Here is a 22,071-nt window from a genome sequence, read left to right as displayed (position 1 = left end):
GCGCGCGCTGCTAGCTCGCGCGGATGCCGCAGCCGGCCAGCACGAAGGCCACCAGCTCGCGCGCGATCGGCTCGCGGTCGATCGGCGCGTCGGGCGGCAGGCCCAGCATCACGCGGGTCTGGATCGCGTAGTCGGCGTAGCTCTGGGTCATGGCCCAGACGTGCATCAGCAGGATGCGCGCATCGAGCGGGCGCATCTGGCCGCGCGCGATCCAGCCGTTGATGATGTCGACCTTCTTCTGCGTCCAGGCGCGCGCGTTGGGCCAGTAGCGGTCGAGGTTGCGGCCGCCGTCGAGGATCTCGCGCGTGAAGATGCGCGACATCTCGGGGCTGTCGATCGCATGGTCGAGCTTCTTGCGGATGTAGTCGCCGAGCACCGTCGCCGGGTCGCTCGCGTCCTCGAACAAGAACACCACCTTCCACGCATGCAGCACTTGCATCAGCAGTTCTTCGTACAGCTCTTCCTTGCCGACGATGTAGTAGTGCAGCTGCGGCTTGGTGAGGCCGGCGCGCGCCGCGATGGCCTGGGTCGAGGTGCCCTTCAGGCCGTGCAGGCTGAACTCCGCGATCGCCGCGGTGCGGATCGCCGCCATGATGCGTTCGCGGCCCGGGCGCGCGCGCGACAGCGGGCCGTCGGGCGCGGGCATTTCCTGGGCGGTCGAGACGGGAAGGGCGGCGGAGTCGGCGTTCATGGCGAGGGAGTGGCGCGGCGTGCGCGCGTTGGATGGTAATGCCTGCTTCGCCACGGCCGCATGACCGCATGCCATGCCGGCATGGCCGCGCCGGCCAGCCGGGCATGGTTCATGTATCTTCTCGCCGCCTCGAAAAATTCATTCAACACAAGGAGTTCTCCATGTACCTTTCCCCCCGCTTCAGGGCCCTCGCGGCCGGTGCCGCGATGCTGGCGGCCAGCGCGCTCGCGCAGGCGCAGCAGGCGCTCCCCAACGTGGTGATCCTGGCCACCGGCGGCACCATCGCGGGCGCCGGCGCCTCGGCCGTCAACAGCGCCACCTACGCGGCCGCCAAGGTCGGTGTCGAGAAGCTGATCGCGGGCCTGCCCGAGCTCTCCAAGGTCGCCAACGTGCGCGGCGAACAGGTGTTCCAGGTCGCCTCCGAAAGCCTCACCAACGACAACCTGCTCACGCTCGCCAAGCGCGTGTCGGCGCTGTCGAAGCAGAACGACGTCGACGGCATCGTGATCACGCACGGCACCGACACGCTCGAAGAAACCGCCTACTTCCTGACCCTGACCGTGCACACCTCCAAGCCGATCGTGGTGGTCGGCTCGATGCGTCCGGGCACCGCGCTGTCGGCCGACGGCGCGCTCAACCTGTACGACGCCGTGACGGTGGCCGGCAGCAAGGACGCCGCGGGCAAGGGCGTGCTGGTGACGATGGGCGACAACATCGACACCGGCCGCGACGTGAGCAAGAGCGTGAACATCAAGACCAGCGCCTTCTCGAGCCAGTGGGGACCGCTGGGCATGGTGGTCGAGGGCAAGAACTACTGGTTCCGCGCGCCCGTGAAGCGCCACACCGTGAACTCGGAGTTCGACATCGACAAGATCAACGCGCTGCCGCCGGTCGAGATCGCCATGGGCTACGAGGGCGTGTCCTCGACCGCCATCGACGCGCTCGGCAAGAGCGGCATCAAGGCGCTGATCCATGGCGGCACCGGCAACGGCTCGGTCGCCGACCGCATCGTGCCGAACCTGCAGAAGGTGCGCGCCGACGGCATCGTCGTCATCCGCAGCTCGCGCGTGCCCGACGGCTTCGTGATCCGCAACGCCGAGCAGCCCGACGACAAGTACGACTGGGTGGTGGCGCACGACCTGCGCCCGCAGAAGGCGCGCATCCTCGCGATGGTCGCGCTGACCAAGACCAGCGACACCAAGGAACTGCAGCGCATCTTCTGGGAATACTGATCCCTCGATCCGGGTCGGTCTCTGGGGCCGCGCTCCTTCCGCAGGGAAGGGCGCGGTCCTTTTTCTTTCGCGGCCGGTTTCAGCGCGCGAGCCGCCGCTGGCGATGCCGCGCGAACTCCAGCCCGCCCACGCACACCACCAGCCAGGCCAGCCCGGTCAGCAGGCCCGCCACCACGTCGCTCGCGAAGTGCACCTGCAGGAAGATCCGGCTGCAGGCGATGGTGACGATCGCACCCGCGCCGGCCATCGCCGCCGCCACGTGCCAGCGCGGCGGCAGCAGGCGCAGCGCGAGATAGACCAGCATGCCGTAGCTCACGATCGCGCCCGCGCTGTGGCCGCTCGGGAAGCTGTAGCTGGTCTCGTGCGCCAGGCCGTGGTCGTGCAGCGGCCGGGCGCGCGCGAAGATCTGCTTGAGGGCAGGGTTCAGCAGCACGATGCCTCCCAGCGCCATCGACCAGCCCAGCGCCAGGCCGCGATGGGAACGCAGCCACAGCAGCAGCGCCACCAGCACCGCCACCGGCGCCAAGGTGGCGAAGTCGCCGAGCCGCGTGAGCCAGCTGAACGCGAGGATCACGCCGCGCGGCATGTGCTGCGCGATCGCATCGGTCAGTGCCTGGTCGGCCAGGCCCAGCGTGCGGCCGTCGCCGAGGTTCGAGGCGATCCAGGCGAACAGGCTCGAGGCGCCGAGGATCGCCGCGAAGCCGAGCGCCAGCGCCAGCACCAGCCGCGGTTCGTCGGGCTCTTCCTCGGCCGCCAGCGCGAGCCGGCGGCGCTGCGCCATCCAGCAGGCCAGGCCGGCGATCAGCACCGAGGCCAGCAGCAGCGAGAGGAAGCCGCCCAGCGCGTGGGCGCCGAGCTGTTCGGCATGCGCGACCAGGGCGGGCGGGGTGGGGAGGGGAGAGGAGGAAAGGGAGGAGGGGACGGGGACTGCCGATGACATGCGGCGCACCCTAAAGCGGCGCCGTCGTGCTGGCAAGCGAAAGCCTTACGGCGTCGGCGAGCACGAAGGCCTGGCGCTCGGCCGCATAGTCCCAGCGCTCGACCGCGCAGGCGCGCGCATCGTCGTCGCGCCGCAGCACGTTGACCGAGTTCGGATGCCCCGCGCGCACGCGCCACGACACCGCCGTGCCCGCCTGCACCGCCCACATCGGCCGCGGAAAACCGGCGAAGCATTCGTGCAGCGGCAGCACGAAGGGCAGGTGGATGTGGCCGCCGAGCACCAGGTCGGCGCCGGCCGCGGCCCAGCGCGCCACCGCGACCTCGCCGCCATGCAGCCGGTTGCCGATGTCCTCGCGCCGCGTCACCGCCACCGGCTGGTGCGTGACCACCACGCGCAGCTGCGACGGCGCCGCCGCCGCCAGCCGCCGGGCCACCCGCTCGACCTGCGCGCGCGACACCTCGCCGTCCTCGTGGCGCCAGCGGCGCGTGGTCTTGACGCCGATCGCCAGCCAGCCGGGCCGGTCGATCACCGGCTCGAGCTCGTCGCCGAAGGCCTCGCTGTAGCGGCCGTAGGGCGCGAAGGCGCGCGCCGCGAGCTGGAACAGCGGGATGTCGTGGTTGCCCGGGATCGCCAGCAGCGCCGGCGGCGCCAGCCGATCAACGAAGGCGCGCGCGGCCGCGAACTGCGCGCGCGTGGCGCGCTGCGTGATGTCGCCCGACAGCACCAGCAGCTCGGGCGCGAGCTCGCGCGCCAGCCGCTCGAGCGCCGCCAGCACCGGCGGCTGCTCGGTGCCGAAGTGCGGGTCGGAAACCTGCAGCAACACACTCATTGCTTGGCGGCCTCGAGCTCGGGCGCCACGTCGGGCCGTATCAGCCACAGCGGCTCGGGCGAGACGCGGAACAGCAGCGGCATCTCGGCCCAGGCGATCTCGCCGTCGGTCGCCACCTTCACGCGCCGCGGGCCGCGGCTGCCCGCGCGGCCGATGCGCACGGTCATCGATTCGAAGGGGAAGCTCAGGACCTCGTCGGCCTCGCCGAGCCGCCCGAGCGCGCCGCGCAGCAGCAGCCCCGGCATCGACAGCAGGCCATGGGGCTTGAGCGCCACCGCCGCCAGCTGGCCCTGCTCGGGCGCGTCGGCATGCTCGATGCCGATCTGCAGCAGCTGCAGCGGGTTGTTGCCGACGAACAGCGTGGGCGTGCGGATCGCGCGCTCCTGGCCGCGCCAGCCCATGCGCAGGTCGAGCGTGCGGTGGCCGCGCAGCACCGTGAGCAGACCCGCGCCGAGCGCGATCAGGCGGTTGCGCCCGTAGCGCGACTTGTAGTGCTCGCGCTCCTCGAGCAGCTGGGCGTACAGGCCGAGGCTGGCGTTGACCAGGAAGGCGCGGTCGTTGAGCAGCCCGACCTGCACCGGCCGCGGCGTTTGGGTCAGCAGCACCTCGAGCGCCTGCGCGGTGTCTCGCGGGATGCCGTGGGCGCGGCTGAAGTAGTTGAAGGTGCCCTGCGGCAGCACGCCGAAGGCGCAGCCGCTGCCCAGCGTGGCCTGGGCCACGGCGTTGATGGTGCCGTCGCCGCCCGCGGCCACCACCACGCCGCCGGCGGCCCGTGCGCGCTCCACCGCCTCGCGCGCCAGCGCGCGCAGGCTGCCGGGGCCGTCGTCGGCGCTGCCGCGGTCGACCGTGAAGATGCGCAGCCGGCGGTCGGCCGCGGCGCAGCCTTCCTCGATGACCTGGCGGGCCTGGACGGCGTCCTCGCTGCCGGAGGCGGCATTGAGCACGATGAAGAGCGGGGTGTTCGGGCCGGTCTCGGGCGCTGGCATGGGGCGTGGGGGCTGGGGCTCGTGGGAGGGATTGGACAGGCAGGCCGGGTGAAAAAGCGCCGGCCGCGCGACCCTCGGAAGACGATGGGCAGCGCAGACCCCGGTTTGTCGCATGGCCCGCGCCACGTCCGTGGCAGGCGCCTTCCCGACCCGCTGTGGGAGAGTTGCCCTCCGCCCGTAAAATCGCGGGCTTTCGCGGCGCACCGCCGCGCTTTCGTCCAACGCCCGGCCGCGCCGGCCGGCACCCTTCATGTTGACCTTCCAGCAAATCATTCTCAAATTGCAGTCGTACTGGGCCGATAAGGGCTGCGCGCTGCTGCAACCGTACGACATGGAAGTGGGCGCGGGCACCTCGCACACCGCCACCTTCCTGCGCGCGCTCGGCCCCGAGCCCTGGAAGGCCGCCTACGTGCAGCCCAGCCGCCGCCCCAAGGACGGCCGCTACGGCGAGAACCCGAACCGCCTGCAGCATTACTACCAGTACCAGGTCGTGCTCAAGCCCGCGCCCGCGAACATCCTCGAGCTCTACCTCGGCAGCCTCGAGGCGCTGGGCTTCGACCTCAAGAAGAACGACATCCGCTTCGTCGAGGACGACTGGGAGAACCCCACGCTCGGCGCCTGGGGGCTGGGCTGGGAGGTCTGGCTCAACGGCATGGAGGTGACGCAGTTCACCTACTTCCAGCAGGTCGGCGGCATCGACTGCAAGCCGATCACCGGCGAGATCACCTACGGCCTCGAGCGCCTCGCGATGTACCTGCAGGGCGTGGACAACGTCTACAACCTCGTGTGGACCGAGGGCCTGAGCTACGGCGACGTCTACAAGCAGAACGAGGTCGAGCAGTCGACCTACAACTTCGAGCATTCCGATGCCGAGTTCCTGTTCACCGCCTTCGCCGCGCACGAGAAGCAGGCCAAGCACCTGATGGCCGAGCAGCTCGCGCTGCCGGCCTACGAGCAGGTGCTCAAGGCCGCGCACAGCTTCAACCTGCTCGACGCGCGCGGCGCGATCAGCGTGACCGAACGCGCGGCCTACATCGGCCGCATCCGCAACCTCGCGCGCAGCGTGGCGCAGAGCTACTACGACAGCCGGGAACGGCTGGGCTTCCCGATGGCACCGCGCGAATGGGTCGCGCAGATCGCACCGAAGAAGGCCGCCTGAGCGATGACGACCCCCATGAACAAGACCTCCCTGCTGGTTGAACTGTTTGTCGAAGAACTGCCGCCGAAGGCGCTGAAGAAGCTCGGCGAGGCCTTCGCGGGCGTGCTGCGCGATCAGCTCGTGGCCCAGGGCCTGGCCGAGGCCGGCTCGGTGCTCACGCCCTTCGCCTCGCCGCGCCGCCTGGCCGCGCACCTCACGCACGTGGCCGAGCGCGCCGCCGACAAGGCCGTCTCGCAGAAGCTGATGCCCGTGGCCGTGGGGCTCGACGCCTCGGGCCAGCCCACGCCCGCGCTGCTCAAGCGCCTGGGTGCGCTCGGCGCCGACGCCTCGGCCGTGCCCGGCCTCAAGCGCGCCATGGACGGCAAGGCCGAAGCCCTGTTCTACGAGAGCACCGCCAAGGGCGCCACGCTGGCCGAAGGCCTGCAGAAGGCACTGGCCGAAGCCATCGCCAAGCTGCCGATCCCCAAGGTCATGAGCTACCAGCTCGAGAGCGGCTGCGAGCTGCCGGGCTGGAGCAGCGTGAGCTTCGTGCGCCCCGCGCACGGCCTGGTCGCGCTGCACGGCGATGCCGTGGTGGCGATCGAGGCGCTGGGCCTCCACGCCGGCCGCGAAACGCATGGCCACCGCTTCGAGGCCGCGGTCGACCCGGTGGTGCTGCGCAACGCCGACAGCTATGCGCTGCAGCTGCACGACGAGGGCGCGGTGATCGCGAGCTTCGAGGCGCGCCGCGCCGAGATCGCGCGCCAGCTCGCCGCGGCCGCGGTCCAGGTCGGCGGCGGCTCGGTGCCGATCCACGACGACGCGCTGCTCGACGAGGTCACGGCGCTGGTCGAACGGCCCAACGTGCTGGTCTGCAGCTTCGAGCGCGAGTTCCTCGAGGTGCCGCAGGAATGCCTGATCCTCACGATGAAGGCGAACCAGAAGTACTTCCCGCTGCTCGATGCCTCGAGCAGGCTCACCAACCAGTTCCTGGTCGTCAGCAACATCAGCCCCGCCGATGCCAGTGCCGTCATCGGCGGCAACGAGCGCGTGGTGCGCCCGCGCCTGGCCGACGCCAAGTTCTTCTTCGACCAGGACCGCAAGAAGACGCTGGCGTCGCGCGTCGCGTCGCTGGGCAAGGTGGTCTATCACAACAAGCTCGGCACCCAGGGCGAGCGCGTGGAGCGCGTGATGCGCATCGCGCGCGCCATCGCCGACAAGCTGGGCCATGCCGAGGTCGCGCGTCAGGCCGTGCAGGCCGCCCAGCTGGCCAAGGCCGACCTCGTGACCGACATGGTCGGCGAGTTCCCCGAGCTGCAGGGCACCATGGGCCGCTACTACGCGCTGCACGACGGCCTCGACGCGGCCGTGGCCGACGCCATCGAGGACCACTACAAGCCGCGCTTCGCGGGCGACGAGCTGCCGCGCAACAGCGTCGGCGTGGTGGTCGCGCTGGCCGACAAGCTCGAGACCCTGGTCGGCATGTTCGGCATCGGCAACCTGCCCACCGGCGACCGCGATCCGTTCGCGCTGCGCCGCCATGCGCTCGGCACCCTGCGCATGCTGATCGAGAAGAACCTGCCGCTGGACCTCGACGCGCTGCTGGCCGAGGCCGCCGCGCAGTTCCAGGACATCGCGGGCTTCGATGCCTCCAAGGCCACCGTCGAGCTGCAGGACTTCATCCTCGACCGGCTCGCCGGCAGCCTGCGCGAGCAGGGCGCCAGCGCGCAGGAAGTCGACGCCGTGCTGGCCCCGCGCCCGCAGCGCCTGGGCCAGGTGCCCCAGCTGCTCGCCGCCGTGCGCGCCTTCGCCGTGCTGCCCGCCGCCGCCGCGCTGGCCGCGGCCAACAAGCGCATCGGCAACATCCTCAAGAAGGCCCCCGAGGCCGACGCCCACGTCAGCGAGCTGCTGCTGCAGGAGCCCGCCGAGAAGGCGCTGCACGCCGCCATGGCGCAGGTGGTGCCCGCCGCCAACGCCCAGTTCGACGCGGGCGACTACACCGGTTCGCTGCAGACCCTGGCCGCGCTGCGCGAACCGGTCGATGCCTTCTTCACCGACGTGATGGTCAATGCCGAGCAGGCCGACCTGCGGCTCAACCGGCTGGGGCTGCTGATGTCGCTGCATGCCGCGATGAACCGGGTGGCGCAGCTCGAACGGCTGGCTGTCTGAAGACGTCACTCGATAATCGATCGCGCATGAACCGGCAACGGCAACTGGATCAGTTTTCCCTCGCCCTGCACCAGCGGGCGGTGGCGGCGCTGCGCCAGGAGCCCGCGTTGCGCGAGCAGGCCCGCCGCACCCTCGAACGCTGGCGTCAGCAGTCGGGTCCCACGCGCTCCGACGTGCTGTGGGACGAGTGGGAGCGTCTTCTCGCCGGCGATGTCGGCGTGCTCGAAGATGCCGCGCTCGTCGAGTCCGAGCATGGACAGCTCATGCGCAGCGTGTCGCCGCTCGGCGGTCTCGTCTCGCAGGTCGAACGAATGGCATTGCTCAAGCAGGCGCGCGAGCAGGCCGCGACCCCATGAAGCTCGAAGAACTGCAGCACGTGTTGCGCGCTTCCGCGGCGATCTCGAAAGAAAGTTCTTTTGTGGTCGTCGGCAGTCAGGCCGTGCTGCTGCTGCTCGATCAACCGCCCGAGTCGCTGCTGGTGTCGCGCGAAATCGATCTCTATCCCGCACTGCATCCGGAACGCGCCGACCTGATCGACGGGGCGATCGGCATGCACTCGAGCTTTCACGAGACCTTCGGTTATTTCGCCGACGGTGTCGGGCCCGAGACCGCCGTCATGCCCGGCGACTGGATGAGTCGCGCCAGCCTGCACTACGTCGGCGAGATCACGGCCATCTGCCCGGAACTGCACGACCTGGTCGTTTCCAAGTGCGTGGCCGGTCGAGAGAAGGACGCCGATTTCGTTCGCGAGCTGTTGAAGCAGGACCTGGTATCGCTCGACACGCTGGTGCAGCGCATCGGCATGCTGGACGCGGCGAAGTATCCGCTGCCGCATCTGGTCGCCTGGGTGAAGCGGCGCAAGCTGGAGTCGGAAGGAACACCTCCATGAAACTCGTGATCCTCGACCGCAACGGCACGATCAACGTGCACCGCGAAGACTTCGTGAAGAGCGACACCGAGTGGACGCCGCTGCCCGGTGCGCTCGAGGCCGTGGCGCGGCTCAACCATGCGGGCTGGCACGTGGTGATCGCGTCGAACCAGTCGGGCCTGGGGCGCGGCCTGTTCGACATGGCCTCGCTCAATGCGATGCACGCCAAGATGCACAAGATGCTCGCGGCCGTGGGCGGGCGCGTCGATGCGGTGTTCTATTGCCCGCACAGCCCCGACGAGGACTGCGAATGCCGCAAGCCCAAGCCGGGCCTGTTCCAGCAGATCGGCGATCGCTTCGGCATCGACCTGGCCGGCGTGCCCACCGCGGGCGACAGCCTGCGCGACCTGCAGGCCGGCGCGGCCGCCGGCTGCGAACCGCACCTGCTGCTGACCGGCATGGGCGCGGCCTGCCGCGGCTTCGATCCGCTGCCTCCCGAGTATCCGGCGGACACGAGGGTGCACGAAGACCTCGCCGCTTTCGTCGACTTCCTGCTCGCGCGCGAGGCGCGGGCCGAATCCATGCAGGTGGCTCTCTGATGGCGTTGCTCCGTTCCGTTCTCCACGCGCTGTGGATGTTCGTCACCGTCGTCCCCTGGGCGATCATCATGCTGGTGTGCTCGATCTGGATGCGCGGCATACCGCTGTACTGGATGGCGGCGCGCTGGCTCTCCTGGGCCGTCGGCAGCGGCGCGCGTGCGCTCCTGGGCATCCGGCTGCGCGTGAGCGGCATGGAGAACCTGCCGGCCGACAAGCTCGCCGGCGCGATCCTGCTGGTCAAGCACCAGTCCACGCTCGAGACCTTCCTGATGCCCACGCTGATGCCGCATCCGCTGGCCTACGTGTTCAAGAAGGAACTGCTCTACGTGCCCTTCTTCGGCTGGGCCATGGGCCGGCTCGACATGATCCACATCGACCGCAGCCAGCGCGCCCAGGCCTTCAACAAGGTGGTGAGCCAGGGCCGCAAGCTGCTCGCGCAGGGCATCTGGATCATCATGTTCCCCGAGGGCACGCGCATCCCGCGTGGCCAGAAGGGCACCTACAAGAGCGGCGGCACGCGCCTGGCCTGCGAGACCGGCGTGCCCGTGATCCCGATCGCCGTGACCTCGGCCAAGGTCTGGCCGCGCAAGGCCTTCATCAAGCGCGCCGGCGTGGTCGACGTGTCGATCGGCGTGCCGATCTCGAGCGCGGGCCGCAAGCCCGACGAGTTGATGCGCGAGGTCGAGGCCTGGATCGAGGCCGAGATGCATCGCCTCGATCCCGAGGCGTACCGCGATGCCGATGCCACCGGTGGCGTGGCCGGCGGCGCCGCGGTCGAGAAGGTGGGTTGAGGGCGCGCGCGTCTTCGGCGGCCGTCCCTTCCTTGTCGTCCATCATCGGGAATCACGCATGCGGGAGCTGATGCAGCTGGCGCTGGACCTGTTCGGCGACGGCGCCGCGGCCGCACCGCCGCCCGCCGCGCCGCGTGCCCGCAAGAGCCCGGGCCCTGCGCGGCCGCGCGCGCGTCAGCCCGGCAGCCTCGTGCCCGACGCGCTGCCCTTCGCGGTGCCGCCGGTGGTGGCCGTGCCCACCACCCCGGTGCCGCTGGTCGAGGACCCGCGTCCGGCCGTGCCGCTGGCCGACACCCTGACGCCCGCGAGCTTCGTGCATCCGCAGGCCTCGCGCGAGCTGATGCTGGGCGCGGCGCGCGTCGCCTATGAATTCAAGCGCGGCAAGCGGCGCACCATCGGCTTCGTCGTCGGCGCCGAAGGCCTGTCGGTGCGCGCGCCGCGCTGGGTCGCGCTGCGCGATGTCGATGCCGCCGTTCGCGAAAAGAGCGACTGGATCCTGCGCAAGCTCGCCGAGACGCAGCAGCGCCACGCGCGCGTCGAGGCCACGCGCATCGACTGGAAGGACGGCGCGGGCTTTCCCTTCCTCGGCGAACCGGTGGTGGTGCGGCTCGATCCGAAGCATGGCTTCGAGGGCGTGGGCGGGGCGCTCGACGCGGGCGATGGCACGGGTCCGCGGCTGCTGCGGCTGGCCGTGGCGCAGAACGCCGAGCCGTCGCAGATCCGCGATGCGGCGCAGGCCTGGCTGATGCGGCAGGCACGCAAGCTGTTCATCGAGCGGCTCGATCACTTCGCGCCGCTGCTGGGGGTGCGGTGGGCGAAGCTGTCGTTGTCGAATGCGGCGACGCGGTGGGGGAGTGCGAGTGCGGATGGGTCGATTCGGCTGAACTGGCGGTTGATCCACTTTCGGTTGTCGGTGATCGACTATGTGGTGGCGCATGAGTTGGCGCATCTGCGGGTGATGGATCACTCGCATCGCTTCTGGGAGACGGTCGAGAGCGTCGTGCCTGACTACGATGTTTTGAGGCAGCAGTTGAAGGAGGAGGCTGTGCCTCGGTGGGGGTGAGCTTTGTTTAGGCCGTCGGCCGGGTCTCGCCCCGGCGGGCGAGTCACTTTCTTTTGCTTCGCCTGTATGGACCGGGCACATGGTGGACAGGTGTGCGAGGACATGGTGGACACCATTGGGCATATCGCCCGATCGGAAGACGACCATGCCCTGGAGCACCCGAGACACCATGAGCCTGAGAGAAGAGTTCGTTGCCCTGGCACGCCAGGAAGGTGCCAACCGGCGCGAGCTGTGTCGGCGCTTCGGCATCAGCCCGCAGACCGGCTACAAATGGCTCGCGCGCAGCGCCACGTTGGGTGCCGCCGGCCTGGGCGATGCCAGTCGACGCCCGCACCACAGTCCCGGCGAGACCTCGCCCGAGCTTCAACAATCCATCGTCTCGCTGCGCCAGCAGCACCCCGCCTGGGGCGCACGCAAGCTCGCACGGCGACTGAGTGACCTCGGACAGGGTTGCGTGGCTCCGAGCACCGTCAACTCCATCCTCAAGCGCCACGGCCTCATCAGCGCCCAGGCCAGCAGTGCGGCCACCGCTTGGCAGCGCTTCGAGCACGAGGCGCCCAACAGCCTCTGGCAGATCGACTTCAAGGGCTACGTGTCCACCGCAGCAGGGCGCTGCCACCCGCTGACGCTGCTGGACGACCATTCCCGCTACAACCTGGCCCTGCGCGCCTGCGCCCGTCAGCAAACGGCCAGCGTGAAGGAGCAACTGCAGGATGTCTTCTCCCGCTACGGCTTGCCGGTGCGCATCAATGCGGACACGGCGCGCCCTGGGGCAGTCCGCGCGAGCCGGGCCAACTCAGCGAACTCGCGCTGTGGCTCATCCGCCTGGGCGTGCGGGTGAGCTTCAGCAGCCCCTATCACCCGCAGACCAATGGCAAGGACGAGCGCTTCCATCGCAGCCTGAAGGCGGAGTTGCTGGCCGGGCGCAGCTTCCAGGATCTGGCGCAGGCGCAGCAGCAGTTCGATCGCTGGAGGCATGTCTACAACCATGAGCGCCCGCACCAGGCGCTGGGCATGAACACCCCGGCGAGCCGGTATCGCGCTAGCGAGAGGGCCTATCCGAGAACGCTGCCGCCGCTCGAGTACGGACCGAACGACACGGTGGTGAAGGTCGGCTGGCTGGGAGAGGTGCGCTTCAAGAGCAAGCGCTTCAAGGTGTCCGCAGCACTCAAGGACCACGAGATCGCGCTGCGCGAGCAGCCCGGCAGACAGGGTTGCTATGACGTCTACTTCGTGCACCACAAGCTGCGCGAGATCGACCTGCGCGAGGCCTGAACCACCATGCAGAATGTGTCCACCATGTCCTCGCACATGTGTCACCCATGTCTCCGGTCCATACATTCGCCAAAAGAAAGTAACCAAAGAAAAGGCGACCCCGCTGTCTGCGACCCCTTCGCTTCGCTGCGGGGCAACCTGCGGTGCTCGCGTTTCGCGGGGTCTCGCAGAACTCGCTTCGCTCAAACAGCTGCGAGCCCTGATCCGCGAAACGCTGCGCTCCTCGGCGCAGCCAGAGGGGGTGGGTCGGGCCTTTGCTTCGCTCGGCCTTGCAATGCTGTTCGGGCCATCGCTTTGCTCGGCCTTGTGTTTGTCTTGTCCCCTCTCCCTCTGGGAGAGGGTTAGGGTGAGGGCACCGGGACTTACCAATGTTGCGATGGTATCCATCGCCCGGAGCCCTCACCCCAGCCCTCTCCCAGAGGGAGAGGGGGGCAATACCAATGCCGAGCGAAGCGATGGCCTGTTAGGTACCCGCGGCCGAGCGAAGCAAAGGCCCGAATCACCCCCCTCTGGCTGTGCCGAGGAGCGCAGGGGAAAGCGGGATAAGGGCCGCAGCTGTCTGAGCGGAACGAAGTGCAGCGAGTTCTGCGGACCCCCGCTTTCCCCGAGCACCGCAGGTTGCCCGTAGCGAAGCGGAGGGACACAGACAGCGGGGTCGCCTTCTTTTGCTTACTTTTCTTGGCGAGACAAGAAAAGTGAGTCGCCCGCCGGGGCGAGACCCGGCCAACAGCCTCAACAAAAACGCAGCACAAAAATCAACGCGCGTGCGTCACCCCCCCATCCACCACCAACGTAGACCCCATCACATAGTCCCCCGCATCCGAAGCCAGATAAATCGCCGCCCCCGCCATATCCTCAGGCTTCCCAATCCGCCCCGCAGGAATCCGCCCCTTGATCTCATCCCCGTGGTCCCGAGCATCCTTGTTCATGCTCGAGGCAAAGGCCCCCGGCGCAATCGCACTCACCACGATCCCGTCCTGCGCCAGCCGCAGCGCCATGCGCCGCGTGAGCTGGATCAGCCCCGCCTTGCTCGCCGCATACGAATAGGTCTCCTGCGGATTCACCGAGATCCCGTCGATCGAAGCGATGTTGATCACCTTCGCCAGGTGATCGCCCCCCGCGGCCGCCTTCTTCAGCAGCGGCGTCAACGCCTGCGTCAGGAAGAACGGCGTCTTGAGGTTCAGGTCGACCACCTTGTCCCACCCGCTCTCCGGAAACTCCGCATAGGGCGCACCCCAGGCCGCACCGGCGTTGTTGACCAGGATGTCCAGCGACGACTCGTGCTTCGCGAATGCATCGACCAGCGCCTGCGCCCCTTCGAGCGTCGACACGTCGGCCGGCAGCGACACGCAATGCCCGAAGGCCGACAGCTCCTTGGCCGTCTGGTCGCAGGCCTCGGCCTTGCGCGCCGAGATGTAGACCCGCGCGCCCTGCGCGAGGTAGCCCTCGGCGATCATGCGGCCGATGCCGCGCGAGCCGCCGGTGATGAGGGCGGTGCGGCCCTGGAGCGAGAAGAGTCGGGTGGTGTCCATGTGCGGCGTCTCCTGGTGTGCATGAGGCCGCCCGATGGAAGAAGGGCAGGGGCAGCCGGAGGCCGCAGCTTAGTGCCGGCGTCGCGCCGCGGGCGTCACCTTGGCGCCAGCAGCAGGCGCAGTTGGCTGTCGAAGCGGCGCGGCTCGCCGGTCAGGGGATCGGTGAAGGCGATGGAGCGCGCCAGCAGTTGCAGCGGCCGGTCGAAGTCGTCGCTGTCGACCGGCGTCAGCACCGGATAGAAGGGGTCGTTCATGATCGGCATGCCCAGCGCCATGCAATGCACGCGCAGCTGGTGCCGCCGGCCCGTGACCGGCGAGAGCGCGAGATGCGCGAGGCCGTCGAAGACTTTCAGCACCGCGATGCCGGTCTCGGAGTTCGGTTCGCCGGGCGCTTCCTTCACCTGCATGAAGTGCGCGTCGTCGACCAGCCGGCTGCGGTAGACCGACGGCAGCGCGGCCGCGGCGGCCTCGCCGCCGGGCAGCGGCACGATCGCCTCGTACGCCTTGTGCACCGTGCGCTGCGCGAACATGGTCTGGTAGGCGCCGCGCGTCTCGGGCCGCAGCGAGAACAGCAGCAGGCCCGCGGTGCTGCGGTCGATGCGGTGCAGCGGCGACAGCGCCTCGATGCCGAGCTTGCGCTTGAGCCGCACCAGCAGGCTGTGGTGCAGGTACTTGCCGGTGGGCGTGACCGGCACGAAGTGCGGCTTGTCGACCACCAGCAGGTGCTCGTCGCGGTACAGCACCTGCTCCTCGAACGGGATCGCCAGCTCGGTGTCGAGCGCGCGGTAGTAGAAGACGCGCAGCGGCGCCTGGTAGCGGCGCTCGGGCGTGACGGGCACGCCGTGCTCGTCGACCACCTCGCCGTCGCGGATGCGCCGCATCCAGGCCTCGGGCGCGATGGCGGTGAAGCGCGCGATCAGGAAATCGGCGATGGTGGGCCAGTGGTCCTCGGTCGGCAGGCCGACACAGCTCGCGCTCACGCCGTCGCGCATCGGCAGCGGCGGATGCGCGAGGCGACCGCGGCTCATGCGAGCGCCTCTGCGAGCAGCGCGGCCGAGGGCCGCGAGGCCACCTCGGGCTGCAGGCAGCGATCGCGCAGCGCCGTCATCGCGGGGAGCGGTTCATCGCAGCGCGCGGCCAGTTCCTCGAGCAGGCAGCCGAAGGCGCGCACCTCGAGCTGCCGCGCGCGCGCCGCGTCGCCGGAGGGCAGCGCATCGGCGAACCAGCCGGCGCCGAAGTCGCCCAGGCGCGCGCCGTCCTCGGGATGCCAGAGGATGTTGTGCGCATAGAGGTCGCCATGCACCAGGCCGCGCGCATGCAGGTGCCGCATCGCCGCCGCGATGTCGCGCGCGATGCGCAGCGCGGTGGCGGCGGACCAGCGGGCGTCGTCGGCATAGACGTCGCGCGTGCACGAGGCCAGGCTCGGCGGCCCGGCGAGCGTGCGGAACGACGCCGGCACGCGCGCCATCACCAGGCCCTGCGTGCCCTCGGGATGGCCGTCGATGCGGCCCTGCGCGCCGATCAGGGTGGCATGCGCGCCGGCCGCGATGCTGGCCGCGAGTTCGCTGCGCGGCCAGCCGTCGCTGGTGACGGCCCCCTTGAAGAGCTTGACCGCGACCGGCTCCCGCTCGTTCAGCAGCGCCTCGTGGATCACGCCCGAAGCGCCTTCGCCGAGCTTCGCGCCCAGCCGCAGCGCGTGCCAGTCGATGCGCGGCACCGCGGGCGCGATCGCCGCGGCCTCCTCGTCGCGCGCGTCGAAGGCATTGCCCGCGGCGGCCAGCCACGACAGCCGCGGCATCGACCACAGCCAGGCTGGCGGTACCGCGAAGCGGTTGGCGGAGATGCGCAGCAGCTCGAGCCGCGTGCAGCCGGACAGCGTCTCGGGCAGGGCGTTCAGGCGGTTGCCCGCGAGCATCAGCTTCTGCATGCGCGCGCAGTCGCCCAGCGTGTCGGGCAGGCGCTCGATCGCGTTGTCGGTCAGGATCAGCCAGCGCAGCGAGGGCGCGAGCGACGCGGCCGGCACCTCGGCGATGCGGTTGGCCTTGAAGCCGACGATGTCGAGATGCGCGCAGTCGCCGATCGATTCGGGCAGGCGCGTGAAGCGGTTGTCCGAGCAGAACAGCACGCGCAGCCGGTGCAGCCGGCCCAGGTCGTCGGGCAGGCGCTCGAGCGCATTGCCCGTGAGGTTCAGTACCTCGAGCGTGTCGGCCAGGTCCAGGATCTCGCGCGGAAATTCATCGAGGCCGCAGCTCAGATCGAGCCGCGTGGCGCCGGCCAGCCGGCCCGCGCGCAGATCGGCCAGCGTGTGCGACATGTTCATGCCCGCGAGTCTATGCGCGGCCGTCGGCCGCGCCACGCCATGTCATGCCGCGCAGGAACTCAGGCCAGCGCGCCGAAGCGGTAGATGCCGTCCGCGCCCAGCTCGCGCTTCACCTGTCCTGAGTACCAGAGCAGGTGCAGGTGCGCCACGGTCTCGCCCATCGCGAAGGTCATCTGGTGCAGGTCGAGTTCGCGCTTGAACAGGATCGGCAGCCCTTCGAAGGCCGTGATCGGCCGCGCCAGCGCGACCTCGAGCAGCTCGGCCAGGCGGTCGCGGTGGTGCTCCTGCAGCTGCTCGACGCGGCGGTGGATGCCGGTGAAGGGCTTGCCGTGCGCGGGCAGGCCGAGGGTGTCGGCGGGCAGCGACTTGAAGCGCTCGATGCTGTCGAGGAACAGCCGCAGCGCGTTCGCCTCGGGCTCGCCCGCGTACACGCTCACGTTGGTCGAGATGCGCGGCAGCATCATGTCGCCGCCCAGCAGCAGCTTGAGGTCGTCGCAGTACAGCGCGATGTGCTCGGGTGCATGGCCGTAGCCGCTGATGCAGCGCCAGGCATGGCCGCCGATGTCGACGCTCTCGCCGTCGAGCATGCGCACGAAGCTCTCGGGCACCGAGGGCACCATGTTGGCGTAGTAGTTGGTGCGGCCGCGGATCTTGTCGAGGGCCTCGGGGTTGGCCAGGCCGTGCGCGCTGAAGAAGCGCGCGGCATGCTCGCCGCCCGCGAGCGTGTCGCCGCTGCTGCACAGCACGCGCGCCACGTGGTAGTCGGTCGAGCTGATCCACAGCGGCACGTTCCAGCGCTTGCACAGCCAGTCGGCCAGGCCGATGTGGTCGGGGTGCATGTGGGTGACGATCACGCGCACGATCGGCAGGCCCTGCAGCTGGGTCTCGAAGATCTGCTCCCACTGCGCCCGCGCCTCGTCGCGCGAGATGCAGCAGTCGACCACGGTCCAGCCCTCGACGCCGCGGTAGTTGTCGCGCAGCAGCCAGAGGTTGATGTGGTCGAGCGCGAACGGCAGCCGCATGCGGATCCAGCGCACGCCGGGCGCCACTTCGAGGGCCTCGCCGGGCGCGGGCAGGGTGTCGCCGAGGGGGTAGTGGAGTTCGCGTTCGAGCAGATTCATGTAGGATTGACGTTTACGTAAACGTCATGGGTTGAGGGCACCATTGTAGAGAGCGCGGCGCAAATGTGCTGTCGCCCCCGCAACGCCCCCGTCCCGGCGCCTCCTCGTGCCCCTCGAACCAGCCTCCATGCCAGCGCAAACCTTCACCATCAGCCAGCTCGCGAAGGAATTCGACCTGACGACGCGGGCGATCCGCTTCTACGAGGACATGGGGCTGCTCACGCCCGAGCGCGCCGGCCTGCAGCGCATCTACAGCGCGCGCGACCGGGCCCGGCTCACGCTCACGCTGCGCGCCAAGCGCCTGGGCCTGAGCCTGACCGAGGCCAAGGACATCCTCGACATGTACGACAGCCCGCGCGACACCGTGCCGCAGCTCGAGCGCTTCCTCAGCATCCTGGGCGCCCACCGCGCGCAACTCGAGGGCCAGCTCGCCGAGCTGCAGGCCAATATCGCGGAAGTGCGCGCTCACGAAAAGAAGGGCCAGACAGCGCTGGCGCGCGCGCAGAAGGCCGAAACCGCCGGCAAACCCAACGGCAAGGTACCGCGACCGGCCAGGGCCGCCTGAGAGCCGCCGGCGCCGGGCGCCGGCGCACCGAATCCCCCTCCACCTCACCGACAATCCCCGCATGTCCGAATCACTCGACGACCTCTTCGCCCACAACCGCGCCTGGTCCGCGCAGATGGAACGCGACCGGCCTGGTTTCTTCACCAGCCTGGTCAAGCAGCAGACGCCGCGCTACATGTGGATCGGCTGTTCCGACAGCCGCGTGCCGGCCAACCAGATCACCGGCCTTGAGCCCGGCGAGGTGTTCGTGCACCGCAACGTGGCCAACATCGTGGTGCACTCCGACCTCAACGCGCTGTCGGCGATCCAGTTCGCGGTCGAGCATCTGAAGGTCTCGCACATCATGGTGGTGGGCCACTATGGCTGCGCGGGCGTGAAGGCCGCGCTCAACGGCACCCGCATCGGCCTGGCCGACAACTGGATCCGCCACATCCAGGACGTGCGCGACCGCCACCACGTGATGCTCGACAGCTTCTCGGAAGAAGTGCGCGCCGATGCGCTGTGCGAACTCAACGTCGCCGAGCAGGTGGTCAACGTGGCCGTCAGCACGGTGATGGTCGACGCCTGGAGCCGCGGCCAGAAGGTCACGATCCACGGCTGGACCTTCGGCGTGCACGACGGCCTGCTGCAGGACCTGGGCATGAGCGTGGAAGGCGACAAGTCGCTCGAGTCGCTCTACAAGGCCGCGGTGCAGCGCGTGCGCCACAAGTACAGCCGCCCCGGCGAACTGGTGACCCAGCTCACGGGCAAGCCCGCCGCGGCACCGACGCCGACGCCCGCCGCCGGCTGAAGGCCGCGCCTTCTTCGGTCCATGTTCCCGCAGCGCCTCGACTCCCCGCTGGCCTACGACATCGCGAAGGCGATGATGGACGGCTTCAACCGCCATTACAGGCTGTTCCGGGCCGAGTCGGCGCGCGCCAAGCATCGCTTCGAGACCGCCGACTGGCACGGCCAGCAGCGCGCGCAGCGCGAGCGCATCGAGTTCTACGACCTGCGCGTGAGCGAGGCGGTGGCGCGGCTCGAGAAGGAGTTCAAGGCCGGCGAGCAGCCGATGGACGTCTGGCACCAGGTCAAGCTGCACTACATCGGCCTCCTGGTCGACCACCACCAGCCCGAGCTGGCCGAGAGCTTCTTCAACTCGGTCACCACCAAGATCCTGCACCGCGCGTACTTCCAGAACGACTTCATCTTCGTGCGCCCGGCCATCAGCACCGAGTACATCGAGCCGCGCGGCGCGCCCACCTACCGGCCCTACTATCCGTCGCCCGCCACGCTGGCCGACACCATCGAGCAGATGCTCGACGACTTCGCGCTGCTCGGCAGCTGGGCCCACAAGCGGCGCGATGCCGAGCGCGTGGCGAGCGCGATGCAGGCGCGCTTCCACCAGGTCAAGCTGCGCGCCAACTTCCAGCTGCAGGTGCTCTCGGGGCTGTTCTATCGCAACAAGGGCGCCTACGTGGTCGGCAAGATCATGAACGGCTTCGTCGAGCTGGCCTTCGCGCTGCCGATCCTGCACGACGGCCAGGGCCGCTTCCATGTCGACGCGGTGCTGTTCGGCGAGGACGACCTGCAGATGCTGTTCAGCTTCGCGCGCGCCTACTTCATGGTCGACATGGAGGTGCCCTCGGCCTGCGTGCAGTTCCTGCGCTCGCTGATGCCGCGCAAGCCGCGCGCCGAGATCTACAACGCGCTGGGCCTGGCCAAGCAGGGCAAGACGCTGTTCTATCGCGACTTCCTCTCGCACCTCAACTACTCGAGCGACCGCTTCCGCATCGCGCCCGGCATCAAGGGCATGGTGATGCTGGTGTTCGACCTGCCCTCGTTCCCGTTCGTGTTCAAGGTCATCAAGGACTTCTATCCGCCGCCGAAGGACACCACGCGCGAGCAGATCAAGAGCAAGTACATGCTCGTGAAGCAGCACGACCGCGTGGGCCGCATGGCCGACACGCTTGAGTACAGCGACGTGGGTTTTCCGCTCGACCGCTTCGAGCCCGCGCTGATCGAGGAGATCCGCAAGTTCGCGCCCAGCCAGCTCGAGATCGGCGACCGCGACGGCAACGGGGAGATGGAGCTGGTGCTCAAGCACGTCTACATCGAGCGCCGGATGATCCCGCTGAACATCTACCTGCAGGAGGCCTTCGACATGCTCGCGCATCCCGAGAGCCCGGCGCAGGCCAGGCGTGCCCGGGAGCAGCTCGAGCAGGCGGTAATCGAGTACGGCAACGCGATCAAGGACATGGTGGCGGCCAACATCTTCCCGGGCGACATGCTGTGGAAGAACTTCGGCGTCACGCGCGGCGGCAAGGTCGTGTTCTATGACTACGACGAGATCGAATACATCACCGACTGCCAGTTCCGCAAGGTGCCCCTGCCGCGCAACGAGGAAGAGGAGATGAGCGGCGAGGTCTGGTATTCGGTCGGCCCGAAGGACGTGTTCCCCGAGACCTTCGAGCCCTTCCTGCTGGGCAACAAGGACGTGCGCGAGGCCTTCATGGCACACCACGCCGACCTGCTCGACGCTGCCTTCTGGCAGCACCACAAGGAACGCATCCAGGCTGGCCAGATGCTGGATGTGTTCCCGTACGAAGAGTCGCAACGCTTCCACGACGAGGAGCAGGCGGCGCATTCCTGACGGGCCTTCGCATCCGCGGACCCGCATTCTTTTTCCAGCATCAAGGAGCACTCACATGTCCGAATCCATCGTCATCGTCGGCGCCGCCCGCACCCCCATGGGCAGCTTCCAGGGCGACTTCTCCTCCCTCGCGGCGCACGACCTCGGCGGCGCCGCGATCAAGGCCGCCGTCGAGCGTGCCGGCATCGCGCCCGACAGCGTGGGCGAGGTGCTGTTCGGCAACTGCCTGATGGCGGGTCAGGGCCAGGCGCCCGCGCGCCAGGCCGCCTACAAGGGCGGCCTGCCCGACAGCGCCGGCGCCGTCACGCTCAGCAAGATGTGCGGCTCGGCCATGAAGGCCGCGATGCTTGCGCACGACCTGCTGCTGGCCGGCACGCACGACGTGATGGTGGCGGGCGGCATGGAGAGCATGACCAACGCGCCCTACCTGATGCTCAAGGGCCGCGGTGGCTACCGCATGGGCCACGACCGCATCTTCGACCACATGATGCTCGACGGCCTCGAGGACGCCTACCAGCCGGGCCGCTCGATGGGCACCTTCGGCGAGGACTGCGCGGCCAAGTACAAGTTCACGCGCGAACAGCAGGACGCCTTCGCCATCGCCAGCGTCGAGCGCGCCAAGAAGGCCACCGACACCGGCCTGTTCAAGGACGAGATCACCCCGGTCACGGTCAAGGGCCGCGGCGGCGACACCGTGATCTCCATCGACGAAGGCCCGGGCAAGGTCAAGCTCGACAAGATCCCGACGCTCAAGCCCGCGTTCAAGAAGGAGAACGGCACCATCACCGCCGCCTCGAGCTCGTCGATCAACGACGGCGCCGCCGCGCTGGTGATGATGACCGAGTCGCATGCGAAGAAGATCGGCGCCAAGCCGATCGCGCGCATCGTCGGCCATGCCACGCATGCGCAGCAGCCCGAGTGGTTCTCGACCGCGCCGGTGGGCGCCGTGGCCAAGCTGTTCAAGAAGACCGGCTGGACCGTCAAGGACGTGGACCTCTGGGAGGTCAACGAGGCCTTCGCGGTGGTGCCGATGGCGCTGATGCACGAGCTCGACGTGTCGCACGACCGCGTCAACATCCACGGCGGCGCCTGCGCGCTGGGCCATCCGATCGGCGCCAGCGGCGCGCGCATCATGGTCACGCTGATCCACGCGCTCAAGGCGCAAGGCAAGAAGCGCGGCGTGGCCACGCTGTGCATCGGCGGCGGCGAAGGCACCGCCGTGGCGCTCGAACTGCTGTAAAAGGTACGACGCCCGTCCGCCGGCCCGGGCCGCCCGCCGCCTTCCGCCCCTCCACCGGGCGGCCGGCCGGCGGCGGCTGC

At 69.3% G+C, this 22,071-nt stretch carries 20 protein-coding genes and 1 pseudogene; 13 read left to right on the top strand and 8 right to left on the bottom strand.

Annotated elements, in window-relative coordinates; translation table 11 throughout:
- Window positions 1–10: 10 nt before the first annotated feature.
- Window positions 11–691, bottom strand: coding sequence for a TetR family transcriptional regulator C-terminal domain-containing protein (locus INQ48_28400; protein ID QRF57181.1), 681 nt, complete (start codon window positions 689–691; stop codon window positions 11–13).
- A 161-nt stretch (window positions 692–852) separates the two neighbouring features.
- On the opposite strand from INQ48_28400, the gene INQ48_28395 reads away from it, so the two are divergent.
- Window positions 853–1,923, top strand: coding sequence for an asparaginase (locus tag INQ48_28395; protein QRF57180.1), 1,071 nt, complete (start codon window positions 853–855; stop codon window positions 1,921–1,923).
- A 79-nt stretch (window positions 1,924–2,002) separates the two neighbouring features.
- Here INQ48_28395 and INQ48_28390 read toward each other — a convergent pair whose 3' ends face one another.
- The 3 genes from INQ48_28390 to INQ48_28380 are packed head-to-tail and all read right to left on the bottom strand — an operon-like array spanning window position 2,003 to window position 4,678.
- The gene (locus INQ48_28390) at window positions 2,003–2,863 is read right to left on the bottom strand and encodes a phosphatase PAP2 family protein (protein ID QRF57179.1); all 861 of its coding nucleotides are present in this window, start codon (window positions 2,861–2,863) and stop codon (window positions 2,003–2,005) included.
- A 10-nt stretch (window positions 2,864–2,873) separates the two neighbouring features.
- Window positions 2,874–3,692 (bottom strand): metallophosphoesterase, encoded by an 819-nt coding sequence (locus INQ48_28385; protein QRF57178.1) that lies wholly within the window; start codon window positions 3,690–3,692, stop codon window positions 2,874–2,876.
- Window positions 3,689–4,678 (bottom strand): diacylglycerol kinase, encoded by a 990-nt coding sequence (locus INQ48_28380; GenBank protein QRF57177.1) that lies wholly within the window; start codon window positions 4,676–4,678, stop codon window positions 3,689–3,691. Before INQ48_28380 ends, INQ48_28385 begins: the two co-directional genes overlap by 4 nt.
- 250 nt (window positions 4,679–4,928) lie before the next feature.
- Here INQ48_28380 and glyQ point away from each other — a divergent pair, with 250 nt between their 5' ends.
- The 8 genes and pseudogenes from glyQ to INQ48_28340 all read left to right on the top strand — a co-directional run bounded on the left by glyQ (window position 4,929) and on the right by INQ48_28340 (window position 12,581).
- Window positions 4,929–5,837 (top strand): glycine--tRNA ligase subunit alpha, encoded by a 909-nt coding sequence (gene glyQ, locus INQ48_28375; protein ID QRF57176.1) that lies wholly within the window; start codon window positions 4,929–4,931, stop codon window positions 5,835–5,837.
- A gap of 15 nt (window positions 5,838–5,852) precedes the next feature.
- Window positions 5,853–7,985, top strand: coding sequence for a glycine--tRNA ligase subunit beta (locus INQ48_28370; GenBank protein QRF57175.1), 2,133 nt, complete (start codon window positions 5,853–5,855; stop codon window positions 7,983–7,985).
- 26 nt (window positions 7,986–8,011) lie between these two features.
- Window positions 8,012–8,341: a hypothetical protein gene (locus INQ48_28365; protein QRF57174.1), complete on the top strand. Its 330-nt coding sequence runs from the start codon at window positions 8,012–8,014 to the stop codon at window positions 8,339–8,341.
- A complete protein-coding gene (locus INQ48_28360) occupies window positions 8,338–8,874 on the top strand; it encodes a hypothetical protein (protein QRF57173.1) in 537 nt (178 codons plus the stop codon). The genes INQ48_28365 and INQ48_28360 overlap by 4 nt, the downstream gene beginning before the upstream one ends.
- Window positions 8,829–9,452 carry a D-glycero-beta-D-manno-heptose 1,7-bisphosphate 7-phosphatase gene (gmhB, locus tag INQ48_28355; protein ID QRF60936.1) on the top strand — a complete coding sequence of 208 codons (624 nt, stop codon included), beginning with the start codon at window positions 8,829–8,831 and terminating at the stop codon, window positions 9,450–9,452. The genes INQ48_28360 and gmhB overlap by 46 nt, the downstream gene beginning before the upstream one ends.
- Entirely contained in the window at window positions 9,452–10,243 is a 792-nt protein-coding gene (locus INQ48_28350) for a 1-acyl-sn-glycerol-3-phosphate acyltransferase (protein ID QRF57172.1), read from the top strand. Before gmhB ends, INQ48_28350 begins: the two co-directional genes overlap by 1 nt.
- 58 nt (window positions 10,244–10,301) lie before the next feature.
- Window positions 10,302–11,306, top strand: a complete 1,005-nt coding sequence (locus INQ48_28345) for a M48 family metallopeptidase (GenBank protein QRF60935.1) — start codon at window positions 10,302–10,304, stop codon at window positions 11,304–11,306.
- A gap of 145 nt (window positions 11,307–11,451) precedes the next feature.
- Window positions 11,452–12,581, top strand: a pseudogene (locus tag INQ48_28340) (IS481 family transposase).
- Between the two features lie 755 nt (window positions 12,582–13,336).
- On the opposite strand, the gene INQ48_28335 reads toward INQ48_28340, so the two are convergent.
- The 4 genes from INQ48_28335 to INQ48_28320 form a co-directional block, all read right to left on the bottom strand.
- On the bottom strand, window positions 13,337–14,113 hold the full coding sequence (locus INQ48_28335) for an SDR family oxidoreductase (protein QRF57171.1): 777 nt from the start codon (window positions 14,111–14,113) through the stop codon (window positions 13,337–13,339).
- Between the two features lie 95 nt (window positions 14,114–14,208).
- Window positions 14,209–15,141, bottom strand: a complete 933-nt coding sequence (locus INQ48_28330; GenBank protein QRF57170.1) for a pseudouridine synthase — start codon at window positions 15,139–15,141, stop codon at window positions 14,209–14,211.
- Window positions 15,138–16,427 carry a protein kinase gene (locus INQ48_28325; GenBank protein ID QRF60934.1) on the bottom strand — a complete coding sequence of 430 codons (1,290 nt, stop codon included), beginning with the start codon at window positions 16,425–16,427 and terminating at the stop codon, window positions 15,138–15,140. Before INQ48_28325 ends, INQ48_28330 begins: the two co-directional genes overlap by 4 nt.
- Window positions 16,428–16,492: 65 nt before the next feature.
- On the bottom strand, window positions 16,493–17,554 hold the full coding sequence (locus tag INQ48_28320) for an MBL fold metallo-hydrolase (protein QRF57169.1): 1,062 nt from the start codon (window positions 17,552–17,554) through the stop codon (window positions 16,493–16,495).
- Window positions 17,555–17,681: 127 nt separating this feature from the next.
- Between INQ48_28320 and INQ48_28315 the strand changes: the two genes are divergently transcribed.
- From INQ48_28315 to INQ48_28300, 4 genes are all read left to right on the top strand, one after another.
- Entirely contained in the window at window positions 17,682–18,119 is a 438-nt protein-coding gene (locus INQ48_28315; protein QRF57168.1) for a MerR family DNA-binding transcriptional regulator, read from the top strand.
- A 61-nt stretch (window positions 18,120–18,180) separates the two neighbouring features.
- Window positions 18,181–18,909, top strand: a complete 729-nt coding sequence (can, locus tag INQ48_28310; GenBank protein ID QRF57167.1) for a carbonate dehydratase — start codon at window positions 18,181–18,183, stop codon at window positions 18,907–18,909.
- Window positions 18,910–18,930: 21 nt separating this feature from the next.
- Window positions 18,931–20,751: a bifunctional isocitrate dehydrogenase kinase/phosphatase gene (aceK, locus tag INQ48_28305; protein ID QRF57166.1), complete on the top strand. Its 1,821-nt coding sequence runs from the start codon at window positions 18,931–18,933 to the stop codon at window positions 20,749–20,751.
- A 55-nt stretch (window positions 20,752–20,806) separates the two neighbouring features.
- The gene (locus tag INQ48_28300) at window positions 20,807–21,991 is read left to right on the top strand and encodes an acetyl-CoA C-acyltransferase (GenBank protein ID QRF57165.1); all 1,185 of its coding nucleotides are present in this window, start codon (window positions 20,807–20,809) and stop codon (window positions 21,989–21,991) included.
- Window positions 21,992–22,071: the final 80 nt, after the last annotated feature.

This window comes from Variovorax paradoxus (assembly GCA_016806145.1).
Lineage (GTDB): Bacteria > Pseudomonadota > Gammaproteobacteria > Burkholderiales > Burkholderiaceae_C > Variovorax.
Note: the sequence above shows the minus strand (reverse complement) of the source record. Positions and strands in the feature narration are given on the sequence as shown.

Bases quoted from the DNA above. Each gene is read 5' to 3' on its own strand.
- INQ48_28325 (QRF60934.1), bottom strand. From the start codon at position 16,427: ATGTCGCACACGCTGGCCGATCTGCGCGCGGGCCGGCTGGCCGGCGCC.
- INQ48_28365 (QRF57174.1), top strand. From the start codon at position 8,012: ATGAACCGGCAACGGCAACTGGATCAGTTTTCCCTCGCCCTGCACCAG.
- glyQ (QRF57176.1), top strand. From the start codon at position 4,929: ATGTTGACCTTCCAGCAAATCATTCTCAAATTGCAGTCGTACTGGGCC.
- INQ48_28350 (QRF57172.1), top strand. From the start codon at position 9,452: ATGGCGTTGCTCCGTTCCGTTCTCCACGCGCTGTGGATGTTCGTCACC.
- INQ48_28330 (QRF57170.1), bottom strand. From the start codon at position 15,141: ATGAGCCGCGGTCGCCTCGCGCATCCGCCGCTGCCGATGCGCGACGGC.
- INQ48_28370 (QRF57175.1), top strand. From the start codon at position 5,853: ATGAACAAGACCTCCCTGCTGGTTGAACTGTTTGTCGAAGAACTGCCG.
- INQ48_28385 (QRF57178.1), bottom strand. From the start codon at position 3,692: ATGAGTGTGTTGCTGCAGGTTTCCGACCCGCACTTCGGCACCGAGCAG.
- INQ48_28360 (QRF57173.1), top strand. From the start codon at position 8,338: ATGAAGCTCGAAGAACTGCAGCACGTGTTGCGCGCTTCCGCGGCGATC.
- INQ48_28395 (QRF57180.1), top strand. From the start codon at position 853: ATGTACCTTTCCCCCCGCTTCAGGGCCCTCGCGGCCGGTGCCGCGATG.
- INQ48_28345 (QRF60935.1), top strand. From the start codon at position 10,302: ATGCGGGAGCTGATGCAGCTGGCGCTGGACCTGTTCGGCGACGGCGCC.
- INQ48_28315 (QRF57168.1), top strand. From the start codon at position 17,682: ATGCCAGCGCAAACCTTCACCATCAGCCAGCTCGCGAAGGAATTCGAC.
- INQ48_28320 (QRF57169.1), bottom strand. From the start codon at position 17,554: ATGAATCTGCTCGAACGCGAACTCCACTACCCCCTCGGCGACACCCTG.
- INQ48_28335 (QRF57171.1), bottom strand. From the start codon at position 14,113: ATGGACACCACCCGACTCTTCTCGCTCCAGGGCCGCACCGCCCTCATC.
- INQ48_28390 (QRF57179.1), bottom strand. From the start codon at position 2,863: ATGTCATCGGCAGTCCCCGTCCCCTCCTCCCTTTCCTCCTCTCCCCTC.
- can (QRF57167.1), top strand. From the start codon at position 18,181: ATGTCCGAATCACTCGACGACCTCTTCGCCCACAACCGCGCCTGGTCC.
- INQ48_28380 (QRF57177.1), bottom strand. From the start codon at position 4,678: ATGCCAGCGCCCGAGACCGGCCCGAACACCCCGCTCTTCATCGTGCTC.
- aceK (QRF57166.1), top strand. From the start codon at position 18,931: ATGTTCCCGCAGCGCCTCGACTCCCCGCTGGCCTACGACATCGCGAAG.
- INQ48_28300 (QRF57165.1), top strand. From the start codon at position 20,807: ATGTCCGAATCCATCGTCATCGTCGGCGCCGCCCGCACCCCCATGGGC.
- INQ48_28400 (QRF57181.1), bottom strand. From the start codon at position 691: ATGAACGCCGACTCCGCCGCCCTTCCCGTCTCGACCGCCCAGGAAATG.